This window comes from Aquabacterium sp., assembly GCF_036279655.1.
Classification (GTDB): Bacteria; Pseudomonadota; Gammaproteobacteria; order Burkholderiales; family Burkholderiaceae_C; genus Aquabacterium.
Genome location: NZ_DASUIT010000152.1, coordinates 1 through 15,223, shown reverse-complemented (window position 1 = coordinate 15,223; position 15,223 = coordinate 1). Strand labels below are relative to the sequence as shown.

Sequence of the window (15,223 nt, the reverse complement as noted above, 5' to 3'; positions counted from 1 at the left end):
CGGCGCGAGGTCAGAGCGGGCCCTGGGTCAGGCCGCGAAAGCCGTAGACCTTGCGCTCGCCAGCGTAGTCGACCAGCTCGATCGTGCGCTGCTGGCCGGGCTCGAAACGCACGGCCGTGCCCGAGGCGATGTTCAGGCGCATGCCCTGGGCTGCCTGCCGGTCAAAGCTCAGGGCGCCATTGGTTTCGGCGAAGTGGTAGTGCGAGCCGACCTGGATGGGTCGATCGCCCGCGTTCTCGACCACCAGGGTGAGCGTGCGGCGCCCGGGGTTGAGGTCGATGTCGGGACCGTCGGTGAGCAACTCGCCAGGGATCATTTGCGGCCTCCCAGCCAATAGGCCAGGGCGGCAAGCCCGCCCACGGCGACGAAGCCCCAGACATCACTGCCATGCCAGTGGCTGATGCCAGGCAGACCATGGCCTTCGTGGGCCAGAGCATGGGTGCCCAGCGTCAAGGCGGCGGTGCTCAGTGAGGCCAAGATGGTGCGGAGAATCTGACGGTGTGGCATGGGCTGTGATCCGAAGTGGTGATGAAGGCGATGATTCGGGCACCAAAATTGTGCCGATTGGCGCTGTCAGGCAATAGGTTGGTGCACGGTCACCAGTTTGGTGCCATCCGGGAAGGTGGCCTCGACCTGGATGTCCGGGATCATCTCGGCGATGCCGTCCATCACATCCGCTCGTGTCAGGATGGTCTTGCCCTCGCTCATGAGGGCAGCGACGCTTTTGCCGTCGCGGGCGCCTTCCATGATGGCCGCGGTGATCAGGGCCACGGCCTCGGGGTGGTTGAGCTTGAGCCCGCGGGCCTTGCGGCGTTCTGCCAGCAGGGCGGCCGTGAAGATCAGCAGCTTGTCTTTTTCGCGTGGGGTCAGTTCCATGGTGCTCTGGGGCGTGGTGGACAGCGCTCGGCCATGTCGGCACTGAAATTGCGACGTCTGGTGCAGTCTACGACCTCACCATGCAAATCCCAGACCAGAACCCCGGCTCAACGATCCCCCCTGCTCAGGAGGGCGGGGCGCAGGCGTTGCAGCGCGTGGTCAAGGTGCGCCGGGACTACAACACCTGGGTCGCCAGCGAAACGCTGGAGGACTACGCCCTGCGTTTCACGCCGCGCTCGGCCCGCCGCTGGAGCGAATGGCGGGTGGCCAACACGGCCTTCGGGGTGGCGTCGTTTCTGGTGCTCGAAGCGGTGGGCGCCACTTTGCTGGTCGAACATGGCTTCGTCAATGCCTTCTGGGCCATCCTGGCCACGGGCCTGATCATCTTGCTGGCGGGCTGGCCCATCAGCGTGTACGCCGCGCGCCATGGCGTGGACATGGACCTGCTGTCACGCGGTGCGGGTTTTGGCTACATCGGCTCGACCATCACCTCCCTGATCTACGCCAGCTTCACGTTCATCTTCTTTGAGCTGGAGGCGGCGGTGATGGCCTACGCGCTGGACCTGGCCTTCGACATCCCGCCTGCCTGGGGTTATCTGATCTGTGCGGTGGTGGTCATCCCCCTGGTCACCCATGGGGTGACGATCATCAGCCAGTTGCAGTTGATCACGCAGCCGATCTGGCTGGGCATGCTGATCCTGCCCTACATCTATGTGTTCAGGGAGCATCCGACCCTCTGGCAGGACCTGCAAGGCTATGCGGGGGCCTCGGGGGATCGCACCGGCTTTGATCTGCTGGGTTTTGGCTCGGCCATGACGGTGGGCATTGCCCTGATCACGCAGATGGGTGAGCAGGCTGATTACCTGCGCTTCATGCCCGAGCAGCAGGCCGGGCGGCGGGCTCGCTGGTGGGCCGCGGTGTTCGCAGGGGGGCCAGGCTGGGTGATCCCCGGGGTGCTCAAGATGCTGGGGGGCGCCTTGCTGGCCTTCCTGGCACTGAGCTTTTCCATGCCGGTCGAGCGCGCGCTGGATCCCAACCAGATGTATCTGGTGGCCTGGGAGAAGATCTTCCCGCACCAGGGCTGGGCCATCGCGGCCGTGGCCCTGTTCGTGGTGATCTCGCAGATCAAGATCAATGTCACCAATGCCTACGCGGGCTCGCTGGCCTGGTCCAACTTCTTTGCGCGTGTCACGCACAGCCACCCCGGGCGGGTGGTCTGGGTGGTGTTCAACACCCTGATCGCTTTGCTGCTGATGGAGCTCAATGTGTTCCAGGCGTTGGGCAAGGTGCTGGGGCTGTACTCCAACATTGCCATTGCCTGGATGATGGCCGTGGTGGCCGATCTGGTCATCAACAAGCCCATGGGCTGGTCTCCCCCGGGGGTCGAGTTCAAGCGGGCGTATCTGTACGACATCAACCCGGTGGGGGTGGGGGCCATGGGCCTGGCATCCTTGCTGTCGGTGATGGCCCATGTGGGCTGGCTGGGCGAGGTGGCTCAGGCGTTTTCGGCGCTGATCGCCCTGGTGACGGCGCTGATCACCTCGCCGGTGATCGCCTGGGCCACGCAGGGGCGCTACTACCTGGCACGTTCGCCCTTGCCGGCTGCGTCGGCTGCGAGCGCCACGCTGCCGCCATTGGAAGAAGGGCGTCCGCTGGGGCGGGTCATCCGCCTGCAGGCCTTGCACCGCTGCACGGTCTGCGAGCGTGAATACGAGGCGGACGACACCGCGCACTGCCCGGCCTATCAGGGCTTCATCTGCTCCTTGTGCTGCTCGCTCGATGCGCGCTGCCAGGATCTGTGCAAACCGCAGGCACGCTGGTCCGAGCAATGGCGTGCGCTGGGTCGGCGCTTGTTGCCGCAAGGCGCCTGGCGCCATGTCGACACCGAGTTGGGGCACTTCCTGCTGGTGATGCTGGTGCTGACACCTTTGCTGGCGGGGGTGTTTGGCATGGTCTTTCAGCAGCAGGTGCGTGATCTGGATGTGCTGGATCTGACCTCCACCGAAGCGGCGGCCGAGATGCTGCAGGCGGCCTTCGTCAAGGTGTTCGCAGCCTTGCTGCTGGTGGCCGGCGTCGTGGGCTGGTGGCTGGTGCTGGCACACAAGAGCCGACAAGTGGCTCAGGAGGAATCCAACCGCCAGACCCATCTGCTGGTGCGAGAGATCGATCTGCATCGCATCACCGACGAAAAGCTCCAGCAGGCCAAACAGACGGCCGAGCAGGCCAACCAGGCCAAGAGCCGCTATATCTCCACCATCAGCCATGAGCTGCGCACGCCGCTCAACAGCATCCTGGGCTATGCCCAACTGCTCGACGAGGACCAGCGCCTGCCCGAGCACGTCAAGCATGGTGTGGGGGTGATCAAGCGCGGCGGCGACCACCTGCTCTCGCTCATCGAGGGCACGCTGGATCTGGCGCGCATCGAAAGCGGCAAGCTCACACTGGATGTCAAACCGGTGCGTCTGAAGGATCTGTTGCAGCAGATCATGACCCTGATCGAGCACGAGGCTCGGGCCAAGGGCTTGCAGTTCGAGGTCGATCTGGACCCGGCCTTGCCCGAGGCGGTGAGGGCCGACGAGCGTCGTGTTCGTCAGATCCTGATCAATGTGCTGGGCAACGCTGTCAAGTTCACCAGCACCGGCCGCGTGAGTCTGAAGGTGCGCTATGCCCGCGAGATCGCGCAGGTCGACATCTCCGACACGGGGCCTGGCATCGCGCAGGCTGAGCTGGACAAGATCTTCGAGCCCTTTGCGCGGGGCTCCTCGGCGGCGGGCACCTCGGCCGGGGGCACCGGCCTGGGCCTGACCATCAGCAAGATGCTCACGGACCTGATGGGGGGGGAGATGAGCGTGAGCAGCACCCTGGGACAGGGCACGACCTTCCACATCCGGCTGTTCCTGCCGCAGGTGCGGGTGGCCCCGGGTGAGCGTGTGGTGCCCAGGGGGCAGCGCACAGGCTATGTGGGTGAGCGCAGGCGCATCTGGGTGGTCGACAACGAGGAGGCCGACCGAGGGCTGCTCTTGCGCATCCTGGAGCCGCTGGGCTTCGAGGTGACGCCGCTGGCCTCGGGTGTCGAGTGCCTGGCCTTGCTGCGCCGCTGCCCGCCGGCGCAAGCACCACAGGCCATGTTCATGGACCTGGCCATGCCGGGGCTGGATGGCTGGGCCACCTTGCGGGTCATCCGTGACGAGGGCTTGAGCGAGGCTCCCGTGGCCATCGTGTCGGCCAATGCCTTTGACAAGGGCCTGGACAATGATGTGGGCATCCGGGCCGAGGACTTCATCGTCAAGCCGGTGCGAGTGAGCGAGTTGCTCGACTGGCTGGGGCGGCGCCTGTCGCTGCAATGGATCGAGACCGAGCGCTCACCTGCGGCAAGCAGCACGCCGGCAGGGGGCTCTGCCATGTCGGCCGAAGCTCAGGCCTTGCCCAGCCTGCACGCCCTGCGCGAGCTGGAAGACCAGGTCCATGCGGGCTACATCCGTGGGGTCCACAAGGCGCTGGATCAGATTGCCAGCAGCGAACCCGGCTGTGAGGATTTCGTCCAGCGTCTGCGTGCGCTGGCACGGCAGTTCCAGCTCGACACCCTGGCCAATGTGGTTCGTGATGCCGTGAAGCGCCAGGCAGCCCCAGGTGCCACCCCTGAATCAACGTGAATGTGTCGACCATGCTAGACCATCTGGACCGCAGCCGTACCGACGTGGTGCTCATCGTCGACGACGTGCCCGACAACCTGTCCTTGCTGCACGACGCCCTGGACGAGGCAGGCTATACCGTGCTCGTGGCCACCCATGGGGAGGCCGCCTTGCTGCGGGCCAGCCAGGCCGTGCCTGACGTCATCTTGCTCGACGCGATCATGCCGGGCATGGATGGCTTTGAAGTGGCGCGCCGCCTCAAGGCCCAGAGCGAGACCAGCCACATCCCCATCGTGTTCATGACGGGGCTGACCGAGACCGAGCACGTGGTGGCGGCCTTCGATGCCGGTGGGGTGGACTATGTCGTCAAGCCCTTGCGTCCGCGTGAGGTGCTGGCGCGCATTCAGGCCCATGTCCAGAGTGCGCGCCGTGCGCATCAGGCACGCAATGCGCTGGATGCTTTCGGGCATGCCTCCTTGACGGTGCGGGTGAGTGACGGGCGTGTGTCATGGCAGACACCGCTGGCGCGCCAGTTGTTGCAGCGCTACTTTGATACGCCGGAGGCCGTGGCGCCGGTGGAGCTGATCGACTGGTTGCAGCACGCAGTGCCAGCCGCACGCGCTGCGGTGGAGGCGGCCGAGCGGGGGGCGGCGCCACCCAGTCCGGCGCCGACCTGGATGGTGAACCAGGGCGCGCGTCGCCTGAGCTTTGCGCTGCACGAGCCAACCGGGGATGACGAGTGGCTGCTGGTCATGCGCGAGACCTCCGATCAGGCCGCCATGGACGCCCTCAGCCAGGAGTTCAAGCTCACCGCCCGTGAGGGAGAAGTGCTTTACTGGGTGGTGCGCGGCAAGACCAACCGAGACATCGGTGACATCCTGGGCAGCAGCCCGGCCACGGTCAAGAAGCAGCTGGAGCACATTTTTGCGAAGCTGGGTGTCGAGACACGCACCGCGGCAGCGGGTCTGGCCATGAGCCGCGTGGCGCAACTCAAGATGCGCTGAGAGGCTGTTTGTCCTGCACGGCCATGGTGGCCTGCTGCTGATCCAAGATGAGCTCGGGCTCCTGAGATGCTTCCAGGCTCGGGGCCTCCAGGCCTGCCTGCAAGCGCTGCATGTCCAGATCACCGGTCCACTTGGCCACCACCAGCGTGGCCACGCCATTGCCCACCAGATTGGTCAGGGCGCGGGCCTCTGACATGAAGCGGTCAATGCCCAGGATGAGTGCCAGGCCGGCCACTGGCACGCCACCCACGGCAGACAGCGTGGCCGCCAGCACGATGAAGCCACTGCCGGTGATGCCCGCAGCGCCCTTGGAGGTCAGCAGCAGCACGGCCAGCAAGGTCAACTGCTGCGTCAGCGTCATGGGGGTGTCCGTGGCCTGGGCGATGAACACCGCGGCCATGGTCAGGTAGATGGAGGTGCCATCCAGATTGAAGGAGTAACCCGTGGGGATCACCAGGCCGACCACGGACTTGCGCGCGCCGAGGTTCTCCAGCTTTTCCATCATGCGCGGCAGCACCGATTCGGATGAGGAAGTGCCCAGCACGATCAGCAATTCTTCCTTGATGTAGCGGATGAACTTGACAATGCTGAAGCCGTGCAGTCGGCTGATGAGGCCCAGCACGATGAAGACGAAGAGCAGACAGGTCAGGTAGAACGCCCCCATCAGCTTGCCCAGCGAGAACAGGGAGTCCACGCCGTACTTGCCGATGGTGAAGGCCATGGCCCCGAAGGCGCCGATGGGGGCCACCTTCATGATGATGCCGACGATGTCGAACAGCACGTGCGACAGGCGCTCGATGAAATCGAACACCAGGGTGCCACGTCCGCCAAACTTGTGCAGGGCAAAGCCAAACAGCACCGAGAACAGCAGCACCTGCAGGATGTCGCCCTTGGCGAAGGCATCCACCACCGAGGTCGGGATCACATTGAGCAGGAAGTCCACCGTGCCCTTCATCTTGCCCGGTTCGGTGTAGGCGGCGATGCCCTTGGTGTCCAGCGTGCTGGGGTCGACGTGCATGCCCGCGCCGGGCTGCAGCAGGTTCACCACCACCAGGCCGATGATCAGGGCCACCGTGGACACCACCTCGAAGTACAGCAGCGCCAGGCCACCCGTCTTGCCGACCTTCTTCATGTCCTCCATGCCGGCGATGCCGATCACGACCGTACAGAAGATGATCGGGGCGATGATCATCTTGATCAGCTTGATGAAACCATCGCCCAGAGGCTTCATGGTGGTGCCGACCTCCGGGTAGACATGCCCCAGGAAGATGCCGATGGCGACGGCGATCAGCACCTGGGCATACAGGGACCGGTAGATCGGTGGGCGTGCAGTGGGAGTGGACATGGCGGGTGGCTTGCGTGAGACGTGAGCCCGTGCGGGCGAGATGCGTCGCACGATACGCATCCCGGCCGTGGCCGCCAATTGTGGGACTTAACTACAGGGTTAACCCTCGGCGTGATCTTCGCGCGATCAGGCGGGTTTGGGCACCTCGATGGCCTGCGGGCTGTGCCCCTGCGCGACCAGCCAGTCCCGCAATGCCAGGCCGGTGGCCACGGGCCAGTAGCGTGCTTTCTCTGGCGGCACCCGTTTGAAGTCCGCCAGTTCGTCGCCCAGCACGATGGTGCCGGTAGCGGGCACGTGGTAGGCGATGATGATCTGGTTCTGGCGCTCGAAGCGGTAGTGACCGATGAAGTTCGCGGCCTGTCCCTGCAGGCCCAGTTCTTCTTCGACCTCGCGGAGGATGGCCTGCTCGGGGCTGGGGTCGGCCTTTTCCAGGAAGCCGGTGATCAGGGCGTAGAACGCCGTGGGCCAGGCCTTGTTGCGTGCCAGGATGATGGCGCCTTCATGCTCGACCACGGCAGCGACCACGGGCGTGGGGTTGTCCCAGTGCACATAGCCACAGCGTGTATCCGGGCAGGCCTGGCGCAGGGCTTCGCCCTCTTCGCGGGCCTGCAGGGGCTGGGCGCAGTGGGGGCAGAACTTGAAACTCATGGGGGCCTCACACGGTGTGGGTGACGGGGTAGCCCTTGCGCAAGGCCCGCTCGATGCGGCTGGAACTGGCGCCCAGGGTGGCTTGGTGGATGGGGGCGAGCGCTTCCCACCGAGCGCTGAACTCGCGCTGGCAGGCTTGAAAGACGTCGGGCGGGCCGGCGATCACGACCTGGTTGTCGCCATCGTCCACGGCCACGGCGATCACCGATGAGCGAAACACCTTGCTCACCCGCCGCACCATCAAGGACAGGTTGGGCTGCTGCCCATGCATATTGATCACCAGCAGGCCCTGCGGCGTCAGTGCCTGGGCGCAGTGGCGATAGAAGGCGGGTGTGCACAGGGCCATGGGCTGGCCCTCGGCATGGAAGCCATCGACCAGGATCACGTCGAAGCGCTGCTCGGTCAGGCTCACGAAGCGCGCGCCGTCGTCGCAGATCACCTGCAGGTGCGCGTCGTCGCGCGGCACGGCGAACTCATCCCGCAGGTCGATCACCCCCTGCTCGATCTCCACCACGGTCAGGTGGCTGTCGGGCAGGTGCTTGTGGACATATTTGACGATGGAGCCGCCCCCCAGACCCACCATCAGGATGGCCTCGGGGCGGGGGTTGAACAGCACAAAACCCATCATGGCCCGGGTGTACTCCAGCAGCAATTCGTCCGGGGCATCGAGCTTCATGCTGCTTTGCACGAGATCCGAATCGAAACTCAGGGAGCGTGTCTGGCTGTTGACGTGCAGACGGGGCGGTGACGAGGGCGTGTTCATGGCGGGCAGTCTCTCATATGAGACGGTGGGCATGGCTCATACGCCATGTGGCGTATTTCGCATCCGGGGGGCGCTGGGCACACTGAATGCACTGATTCATTCCACCCACCGCCTCCTAGGAGCAAATTCACATGAGCATCTCTCGTCGCCACGCCGTTCAATCCCTGTCCGCCGTCGCCCTGGGCGTCGCCGGTCTGGCCTTCAGCTCCATGGCTGCGGCCGCCGACACCATCAAGGTCGGTGTGCTGCACTCTCTGTCGGGCACCATGGCCATCTCGGAAACGGTGCTCAAGGACACCGTGCTGATGGCCATCGACGAGATCAACGCCAAGGGCGGCCTGCTGGGCAAGAAGCTCGAGCCCGTGGTGGTCGACCCCGCCTCCAACTGGCCCCTGTTCGCCGAAAAGGCCAAGCAACTCCTGACCCAGGACAAGGTGGCCGTGACCTTCGGTTGCTGGACCTCGGTGTCGCGCAAGTCGGTGCTGCCGGTCTACAAGGAAAACAACGGCCTGCTGTTCTACCCCGTGCAGTACGAGGGTGAAGAGCTCGAAAAGAACGTGTTCTACACCGGCGCGGCCCCCAACCAGCAGGCCATCCCCGCCGTGGAATACCTGATGAGCAAGGATGGCGGTTCGGCCAAGCGCTTCGTGCTGCTGGGCACCGACTACGTCTATCCCCGCACCACCAACAAGATCCTGCGCGCCTTCCTGAAGTCCAAGGGCGTGGCCGATGCCGACATCATGGAGGAGTACACCCCCTTCGGTCACTCCGACTACCAGACCATCATCGCCAACATCAAGAAGTTCGCGTCTGAAGGCAAGAAGACCGCCGTGGTGTCCACCATCAACGGTGACTCCAACGTGCCCTTCTACAAGGAGCTGGGCAACCAGGGCCTGAAGGCCAAGGACGTGCCGGTCGTGGCCTTCTCGGTGGGTGAAGAAGAGCTGCGTGGCGTGGACACCAAGCCTCTGGTGGGTCACCTGGCGGCCTGGAACTACTTCATGTCGGTCAAGAACCCGACCAATGCCGAGTTCATCAAGAAGTGGTCTGCCTATGCCAAGGCCAAGAACATTGCCGGCCACAAGGACAAGCCTCTGACCAACGACCCGATGGAGGCCACCTACATCGGCATCAATATGTGGGCCCAGGCCGTCAAGAAGGCGGGCACCACCGACGTGAACAAGGTGATCGCCGCCATGGCTGGTCAGACTTTCAAGGCACCCGGTGGCTTCATGTCCAAGATGGACGAGAAGAACCACCACCTGCACAAGCCCGTGTTCATTGGCGAAGTGAAGGCGGACGGTCAGTTCAAGGTGGTGTGGAAGACCCCGGGCCCCGTCAAGGCTCAGCCCTGGAGCCCCTACATCCCCGGCAACGACAAGAAGAAGGACGAGCCGGAAGGCAAGTGATTCTTCTGGTTTGAAGATTGAAGAGCAGAGCGCTTCGCCCCGTTGGGCGTCACCAACGGGGCGTTTTTTTTGCTGCTGAACACATGAGACAGGACATGCCTGTGAAACGACACGACGCCAAGACCACACGCTGGTCGGCCGCTTTGCAGCGGGCCAGGTCGCTGGCTGCGGGGGTGCTGATCGCCGCGCTGGGTTTGCAAAGCGCACATGCGCTGACGGCCGAGGAGGCCTACGCCATTTCTGCCGGTGACAACGACGCCCGCATCGCCGCCTTGCAAAAGCTGATGCTCAAGGCCGATCCGGCACTGCCGCCCCTGCTCGAAGCCCTGTTGGCCGATTCCGTGAAGGTGGCTGAGCAGCGCGTTTACATCTATGACGGCGAGGTGGCGCGCGACGCCGTGACCGGTCAGGTCGTGCCCTTGCCCGAAACGGCCGAGGACGTCGTCAACAACAACCGCATGGGCAGCGAGATCGAGGCCGCTCTGGCCGCTGGCAAACTCTCGTCGACCGATGTGGCAGAACGCACCGAGGCTGTGGATGCCCTGGGCAAGGTCGCCGACGAATCCAAGCTGGTCGTGATCGACCAGGCCCTGGCCAAGGAGACCGATCCGGCGCTGAAGGCTCAACTCAAGGGCATCCGCGCCAAAGCCTTGCTGCTGTCTCAGGATGTCTCCAAGCGCATCGAGGCCGTCAAGGCCCTGGCCGCCGACGCCAACCCCGAAGCCCGTGCCTTGCTGATGGAGCGTTTGCAGGACGACGCTGAAGCCGATCCGGCGGTGCGCCGCCTGCTGCAGAACTCGCTGGACGATGTCAATGACAAGCTGGCCTGGGGCGAGCGTGCCGGTGTGGTCTTCACGGGCATCAGCCTGGGCTCCATCTTGCTGCTGGCCGCACTGGGACTGGCCATCACCTATGGCCTCATGGGTGTGATCAACATGGCCCATGGCGAGTTGATGATGATCGGCGCTTACGCCACCTTCGTGGTGCAGAACCTCTTTCGCCAGTACGCGCCCGGGTGGTTCGACTGGTACATCGTGCTGGCCATCCCGGCAGCCTTCATGGCCTCGGCCCTGGTGGGTGCGGCACTGGAGCGCAGCGTGTTTCGTTTCCTCTATGGCCGACCGCTGGAGACCTTGCTGGCCTCCTGGGGCATCAGCCTGGTGCTGATGCAGGCCGTGCGCACCGTCTTCGGGGCGCAGAACGTGCAGGTCGAGAACCCAGCCTGGCTGTCGGGCGGGCTGGACGTGCTGAGCAACCTGACCTTGCCCTATAACCGCCTGGCCATCATCGCCTTTGCCGTGCTGGTGCTGGTGGGCATGACCTTGCTGATCACCCGCACACGCATGGGTCTGTTCGTGCGCAGCGTGACGCAGAACCGTCCCATGGCCTCGTGCATGGGGGTCAACACGGCGCGCGTCGACACCATGGCATTCTCCCTGGGGGCGGGCATCGCGGGCCTGGCGGGCTGTGCCCTGTCGCAGATCGGCAATGTGGGGCCAGACCTGGGCCAGAACTACATCGTCGACTCCTTCATGGTGGTCGTGCTGGGTGGTGTCGGGCAGATCGCCGGCACCGTCTATGCCGCCCTGGGCCTGGGCATCGTCAACAAGTTCCTGGAGGGGTGGACCGGCGCCGTGCTGGCCAAGATCTTCGTGCTGGTCATCGTGGTCATCTTCATCCAGAAGCGTCCGCAAGGCCTGTTCGCCATGAAGGGCCGCAGTGCAGAAGCCTGAAGGAAACAACATGAGTGCTGTCTTGAATACTCCCTTGCCGCTGGCGGTGCCACGCAGCGCACTGGGCCCCAGGGGATGGTCGGCCCTGATGGCCGCCGTGATCACCGTGTTGGTGCTGGTGCCCTTGCTCAACCTGGTCGTGCCTGAAGGCTCGGTGTTCCACCTGTCGGACTTTGCCGTGGCCCTGATCGCCAAGATCATGTGCTACGCCATCTGTGCCCTGGCCATGGACCTGATCTGGGGCTACACCGGCATCCTGTCGCTGGGGCATGGCCTGTTCTTCGCGCTGGGCGGTTATGCCATGGGCATGTACCTGATGCGCCAGATCGGCCGCGACGGCAGCTACAAGAGCGATCTGCCCGATTTCATGGTCTTTCTGGACTGGAAGGAGGTGCCATGGCACTGGACCTTCAGTGAGTCGTTCATCGCCCAGATGATCCTGGTAGTGCTGGTGCCCGGCCTGATCGCCTTCGTGTTCGGCTTCTTTGCCTTCCGTTCGCGCATCAAGGGGGTGTACTTCTCCATCATCACCCAGGCCATGACCTTTGCGGCCATGCTGCTGTTCTTCCGCAATGAAACGGGCTTTGGCGGCAACAACGGCTTCACCGATTTCAAGCGCATCCTGGACATCCCCATTGCCCAGCCGTCGACCCGCATGGTGCTGTTCGTGATCACGGGCATGACCCTGATCGGCTTCTATCTGATGGCCCGCTGGCTGGTGAACACCAAGTTCGGCCGTGTGCTGCAGGCCATCCGCGACGCCGAGAGCCGGGTCATGTTCTGCGGCTATAACCCGCTGGCCTACAAGCTGGCCATCTGGACGCTGTCGGCCGTGATGTGCGGCATCGCCGGTGCCCTGTACGTGCCGCAGGTCGGCATCATCAACCCCAGCGAGATGTCGGCAGCTGCCGGGATCGAGATCGCCATCTGGGCGGCCGTGGGGGGGCGTGCCACCCTGATCGGCCCCATCATTGGCGCCTTCTTTGTCAACGGTGCCAAGAGCTGGTTCACGGTGTCCTTCCCCGAGTACTGGCTGTACTTCCTGGGCCTGCTCTTCATTGCGGTGACCCTGTTCCTGCCACATGGCATCGTGGGCGGAGTCAAATCCCTGCTCAATAAGAACAAGACGGAGGTGAAGGCATGACCCCGGATCTCATGGAAGCGGGCACACAGGCCCTGGACAAAGCCAAGGGCCGTGTCAGCACGGCGGGTGAGTCGGGCGGGCGCGAGGCCAGCTACAGCCGTGTGGTGCAGCCCGGCCAGCTGGATGTGGCCCACGGCTCCATCCTGTATCTCGACGACATCTCGGTCAGCTTCGACGGCTTCAAGGCCCTCAACAAGCTCAGCCTGAACATTGCGGTGGGGGAGATGCGCTGCATCATCGGCCCCAACGGTGCGGGCAAGACCACCATGATGGACGTCATCACTGGCAAGACCCGGCCTGATGAGGGCAGTGCCTTCTTCGGCTCGACCATCGACCTGCTGGCCATGCGCGAGAACGAGATCGCCCAGATCGGCATCGGCCGCAAGTTCCAGAAGCCCACGGTCTTCGAGCACCTCAGTGTGTTCGAGAACCTGGAGCTGGCACTCAAGGCCGATCGGCGCGCACGCGCCTCGGTGTTCTTCAAGCTGGGCAGCGCACAACTCGACCGCATTGCCGACATGCTCCAGCTGATCCACCTGCGCGACCAGGCGCAGCGCACCGCCGGCCTGCTGTCGCACGGGCAGAAGCAGTGGCTGGAGATCGGCATGTTGCTGATGCAGGATCCCAAGCTGCTGCTGCTCGACGAGCCGGTGGCCGGCATGACCGACGAGGAAACCGAGCGCACCGCCGAACTCTTCCTGTCGCTGGAAGGGGCGCATTCCCTGGTGGTGGTCGAGCACGACATGAAGTTCATCCATGAACTGACAACCCAGGGCGCGACCGCGGACAAGAAGAAGGTCACCGTGCTGCACGAAGGCTCGGTCCTCGCCGAAGGCACCCTGGCCGATGTGCAGGCCAACGACAAGGTCGTCGAGGTCTACCTGGGCCGATGAGGCCGGCACCTTCCATGGGGCAGCCCGGCGAAGGTGGATCAAGCGAAGGAATGAAGATGCTTCACGTCGACACAGTCAATCAGTATTACGGTGGTTCGCACATCCTGCGCGGCCTGGGGTTCGAGGCCAAGGTGGGAGAGGTCTCCGTCATCCTGGGCCGCAATGGCGTGGGCAAGACCACCTTGCTCAAGAGCCTGATGGGTCTGGTGCCCATCAAATCCGGCAGCATCCGTCTGGACGGGCAGGCCATCCACCAGCTCAAGCCCTACGAGCGCGTGCGTCTGGGTGTGGGGTATGTGCCCCAGGGTCGCGAGATCTTCGGTCGCCTGACCGTGGCCGAGAATCTGCAGATGGGCCTGGCCTCCAAGCCTGGCAGTGCCAAGGTGCCCGAGCAGTTGTTCGAGCTCTTTCCCGTGCTCAAGCAGATGATGCACCGCCGGGGGGGCGACCTCTCGGGTGGGCAGCAGCAACAACTGGCCATCGCCCGGGCCCTGGCGGCGGGACCCAAGCTGCTGATCCTGGACGAGCCCACCGAAGGCATCCAGCCCAGCATCATCAAGGACATCGGCCGCGCCATCCGCAAGCTGGCCGACGAAGGGCTCAACGGCCAGAAGATGGCCGTGGTGCTGGTCGAGCAGTTCTATGACTTCGCGGCCGAGCTCGCGGATCAGTACCTGGTCATGGAGCGCGGCGAGATCATCCGGCGTGGTCGCGGTCAGGACATGGAGGCCGATGGCGTGAGGGCCTTGATGTCCATCTGAAGCTCGGGGTGGGGCGCTGTGGCTAAAATCTCGCCTTTCCTTAATGGGTGACCCTCATGAGCACGACGACCGCTTCCGGATTGCAATACGACGACACCACCGAAGGTGCAGGCGAGGTCGCCAAGGCCGGCGCTTACGTGACGGTGCACTACACCGGCTGGCTCTACGACAACGGCGTCAAGGGCGCCAAGTTCGATTCCAGCAAGGACCGCAACGATCCTTTCGTCTTCCCCCTGGGGGCCGGTCATGTGATCCGCGGCTGGGATGAAGGTGTGCAGGGCATGAAGGTTGGCGGCACCCGCGTGCTGGTGATTCCGCCCGAGCTGGGCTATGGCGCCCGTGGCGCGGGTGGTGTGATCCCCCCCAATGCCACCCTGATGTTCGAAGTTGAACTGCTGGGCGTTTGACGCCTGATGTTTGCCCCTAGCCAGGAGCAGGTCCGACGCTTCTTCTGTGAAGCGTGGGCCAAGCACCGCGATGGCCTGCCGGTGACCCCGCTGGAGGCCCTGGCCAACGACTGGATCGTCCAGCATCCCGAATACCACGAGGATCTGGCCGATGTCGATGCCGCCATCGCGGCCATCTACGAGGTCGAGCAGGGGCGAACCAATCCTTTCCTGCATCTGTCGATGCACCTGTCGATCACCGAGCAGGTCAGCATCGACCAGCCCCGCGGCATCCAGGTCGCGGTCGAGCGTCTGGCGCAACGCCGGAGCTCATTGCACGAGGCCCATCACGAGGTGATGGAAGCTCTCGGCGAAATGGTCTGGGCCTCGCAGCGCTCAGGCCTGCCATTTGACGGCGAAGCGTACATCGCGGCCGTCATGGTGCGTGCGACGCGCTGATTCTCGCTAACCCTCTCGCGGCCCCTGATTCCAGCCACCGAAACCCCCCTGACTTGAGGGGGTGTCGATTTGCGCTCTCATGATCCGTGATGTTTTGCCGAAAAACCGTCTATCGCCGCGTTCCGGTGTGATGCCCATCACAGTCTGAGGTGCCCTTAAGGGGGCATATG

General features: G+C 64.2%; 15 protein-coding genes. 9 read left to right on the top strand and 6 right to left on the bottom strand.

What is annotated here, in order from left to right:
• Positions 1-10: 10 nt before the first annotated feature.
• The 3 genes from VFW84_RS16015 to VFW84_RS16005 all read right to left on the bottom strand — a co-directional run bounded on the left by VFW84_RS16015 (position 11) and on the right by VFW84_RS16005 (position 876).
• On the bottom strand, positions 11-316 hold the full coding sequence (locus VFW84_RS16015) for an urease subunit beta (protein ID WP_329681468.1): 306 nt from the start codon (positions 314-316) through the stop codon (positions 11-13).
• Entirely contained in the window at positions 313-507 is a 195-nt protein-coding gene (locus tag VFW84_RS16010) for a hypothetical protein (RefSeq protein WP_329681467.1), read from the bottom strand. The genes VFW84_RS16015 and VFW84_RS16010 overlap by 4 nt, the downstream gene beginning before the upstream one ends.
• 66 nt (positions 508-573) lie before the next feature.
• Positions 574-876 carry an urease subunit gamma gene (locus tag VFW84_RS16005; protein ID WP_329681466.1) on the bottom strand — a complete coding sequence of 101 codons (303 nt, stop codon included), beginning with the start codon at positions 874-876 and terminating at the stop codon, positions 574-576.
• An 80-nt stretch (positions 877-956) separates the two neighbouring features.
• Between VFW84_RS16005 and VFW84_RS16000 the strand changes: the two genes are divergently transcribed.
• Positions 957-4,529, top strand: coding sequence for a hybrid sensor histidine kinase/response regulator (locus VFW84_RS16000; RefSeq protein ID WP_329681465.1), 3,573 nt, complete (start codon positions 957-959; stop codon positions 4,527-4,529).
• Positions 4,530-4,540: 11 nt separating this feature from the next.
• Positions 4,541-5,512, top strand: coding sequence for a response regulator transcription factor (locus tag VFW84_RS15995; RefSeq protein WP_329681464.1), 972 nt, complete (start codon positions 4,541-4,543; stop codon positions 5,510-5,512).
• Here the strand turns inward: VFW84_RS15995 and VFW84_RS15990 are convergent.
• From VFW84_RS15990 to VFW84_RS15980, 3 genes are all read right to left on the bottom strand, one after another.
• Positions 5,499-6,857: a dicarboxylate/amino acid:cation symporter gene (locus tag VFW84_RS15990; RefSeq protein ID WP_329681463.1), complete on the bottom strand. Its 1,359-nt coding sequence runs from the start codon at positions 6,855-6,857 to the stop codon at positions 5,499-5,501. The genes VFW84_RS15995 and VFW84_RS15990 overlap by 14 nt on opposite strands.
• Positions 6,858-6,983: 126 nt before the next feature.
• Complete coding sequence (locus VFW84_RS15985) at positions 6,984-7,505, bottom strand: NUDIX domain-containing protein (RefSeq protein WP_329681462.1); 522 nt, start codon at positions 7,503-7,505, stop codon at positions 6,984-6,986.
• Between the two features lie 7 nt (positions 7,506-7,512).
• Positions 7,513-8,268, bottom strand: coding sequence for a fused MFS/spermidine synthase (locus VFW84_RS15980; protein ID WP_329681461.1), 756 nt, complete (start codon positions 8,266-8,268; stop codon positions 7,513-7,515).
• A gap of 131 nt (positions 8,269-8,399) precedes the next feature.
• Between VFW84_RS15980 and urtA the strand changes: the two genes are divergently transcribed.
• The 7 genes from urtA to VFW84_RS15945 all read left to right on the top strand — a co-directional run bounded on the left by urtA (position 8,400) and on the right by VFW84_RS15945 (position 15,053).
• Positions 8,400-9,677, top strand: a complete 1,278-nt coding sequence (gene urtA, locus VFW84_RS15975; RefSeq protein ID WP_329681460.1) for an urea ABC transporter substrate-binding protein — start codon at positions 8,400-8,402, stop codon at positions 9,675-9,677.
• Between the two features lie 95 nt (positions 9,678-9,772).
• Positions 9,773-11,410, top strand: a complete 1,638-nt coding sequence (urtB, locus tag VFW84_RS15970; RefSeq protein ID WP_329681459.1) for an urea ABC transporter permease subunit UrtB — start codon at positions 9,773-9,775, stop codon at positions 11,408-11,410.
• Positions 11,411-11,420: 10 nt separating this feature from the next.
• Positions 11,421-12,554, top strand: coding sequence for an urea ABC transporter permease subunit UrtC (urtC, locus tag VFW84_RS15965; protein ID WP_329681458.1), 1,134 nt, complete (start codon positions 11,421-11,423; stop codon positions 12,552-12,554).
• Positions 12,551-13,447 carry an urea ABC transporter ATP-binding protein UrtD gene (gene urtD, locus VFW84_RS15960; RefSeq protein WP_329681457.1) on the top strand — a complete coding sequence of 299 codons (897 nt, stop codon included), beginning with the start codon at positions 12,551-12,553 and terminating at the stop codon, positions 13,445-13,447. Before urtC ends, urtD begins: the two co-directional genes overlap by 4 nt.
• A 56-nt stretch (positions 13,448-13,503) precedes the next feature.
• Positions 13,504-14,208 carry an urea ABC transporter ATP-binding subunit UrtE gene (gene urtE / locus VFW84_RS15955; protein WP_329681456.1) on the top strand — a complete coding sequence of 235 codons (705 nt, stop codon included), beginning with the start codon at positions 13,504-13,506 and terminating at the stop codon, positions 14,206-14,208.
• 56 nt (positions 14,209-14,264) lie between these two features.
• Positions 14,265-14,615 (top strand): FKBP-type peptidyl-prolyl cis-trans isomerase, encoded by a 351-nt coding sequence (locus tag VFW84_RS15950; protein ID WP_329681455.1) that lies wholly within the window; start codon positions 14,265-14,267, stop codon positions 14,613-14,615.
• Between the two features lie 6 nt (positions 14,616-14,621).
• Positions 14,622-15,053 carry a DUF1841 family protein gene (locus VFW84_RS15945; protein ID WP_329681454.1) on the top strand — a complete coding sequence of 144 codons (432 nt, stop codon included), beginning with the start codon at positions 14,622-14,624 and terminating at the stop codon, positions 15,051-15,053.
• Positions 15,054-15,223 lie beyond the last annotated feature (170 nt).

What these genes read in the sequence shown, in the direction of transcription:
- VFW84_RS15985 (WP_329681462.1), bottom strand. Translation starts at nt 7,505, where the DNA reads ATGAGTTTCAAGTTCTGCCCCCACTGCGCCCAGCCCCTGCAGGCCCGC.
- urtE (WP_329681456.1), top strand. Translation starts at nt 13,504, where the DNA reads ATGCTTCACGTCGACACAGTCAATCAGTATTACGGTGGTTCGCACATC.
- VFW84_RS16010 (WP_329681467.1), bottom strand. Translation starts at nt 507, where the DNA reads ATGCCACACCGTCAGATTCTCCGCACCATCTTGGCCTCACTGAGCACC.
- urtA (WP_329681460.1), top strand. Translation starts at nt 8,400, where the DNA reads ATGAGCATCTCTCGTCGCCACGCCGTTCAATCCCTGTCCGCCGTCGCC.
- VFW84_RS15980 (WP_329681461.1), bottom strand. Translation starts at nt 8,268, where the DNA reads ATGAACACGCCCTCGTCACCGCCCCGTCTGCACGTCAACAGCCAGACA.
- urtC (WP_329681458.1), top strand. Translation starts at nt 11,421, where the DNA reads ATGAGTGCTGTCTTGAATACTCCCTTGCCGCTGGCGGTGCCACGCAGC.
- VFW84_RS16015 (WP_329681468.1), bottom strand. Translation starts at nt 316, where the DNA reads ATGATCCCTGGCGAGTTGCTCACCGACGGTCCCGACATCGACCTCAAC.
- VFW84_RS15995 (WP_329681464.1), top strand. Translation starts at nt 4,541, where the DNA reads ATGCTAGACCATCTGGACCGCAGCCGTACCGACGTGGTGCTCATCGTC.
- urtD (WP_329681457.1), top strand. Translation starts at nt 12,551, where the DNA reads ATGACCCCGGATCTCATGGAAGCGGGCACACAGGCCCTGGACAAAGCC.
- urtB (WP_329681459.1), top strand. Translation starts at nt 9,773, where the DNA reads ATGCCTGTGAAACGACACGACGCCAAGACCACACGCTGGTCGGCCGCT.
- VFW84_RS15950 (WP_329681455.1), top strand. Translation starts at nt 14,265, where the DNA reads ATGAGCACGACGACCGCTTCCGGATTGCAATACGACGACACCACCGAA.
- VFW84_RS15990 (WP_329681463.1), bottom strand. Translation starts at nt 6,857, where the DNA reads ATGTCCACTCCCACTGCACGCCCACCGATCTACCGGTCCCTGTATGCC.
- VFW84_RS15945 (WP_329681454.1), top strand. Translation starts at nt 14,622, where the DNA reads ATGTTTGCCCCTAGCCAGGAGCAGGTCCGACGCTTCTTCTGTGAAGCG.
- VFW84_RS16000 (WP_329681465.1), top strand. Translation starts at nt 957, where the DNA reads ATGCAAATCCCAGACCAGAACCCCGGCTCAACGATCCCCCCTGCTCAG.
- VFW84_RS16005 (WP_329681466.1), bottom strand. Translation starts at nt 876, where the DNA reads ATGGAACTGACCCCACGCGAAAAAGACAAGCTGCTGATCTTCACGGCC.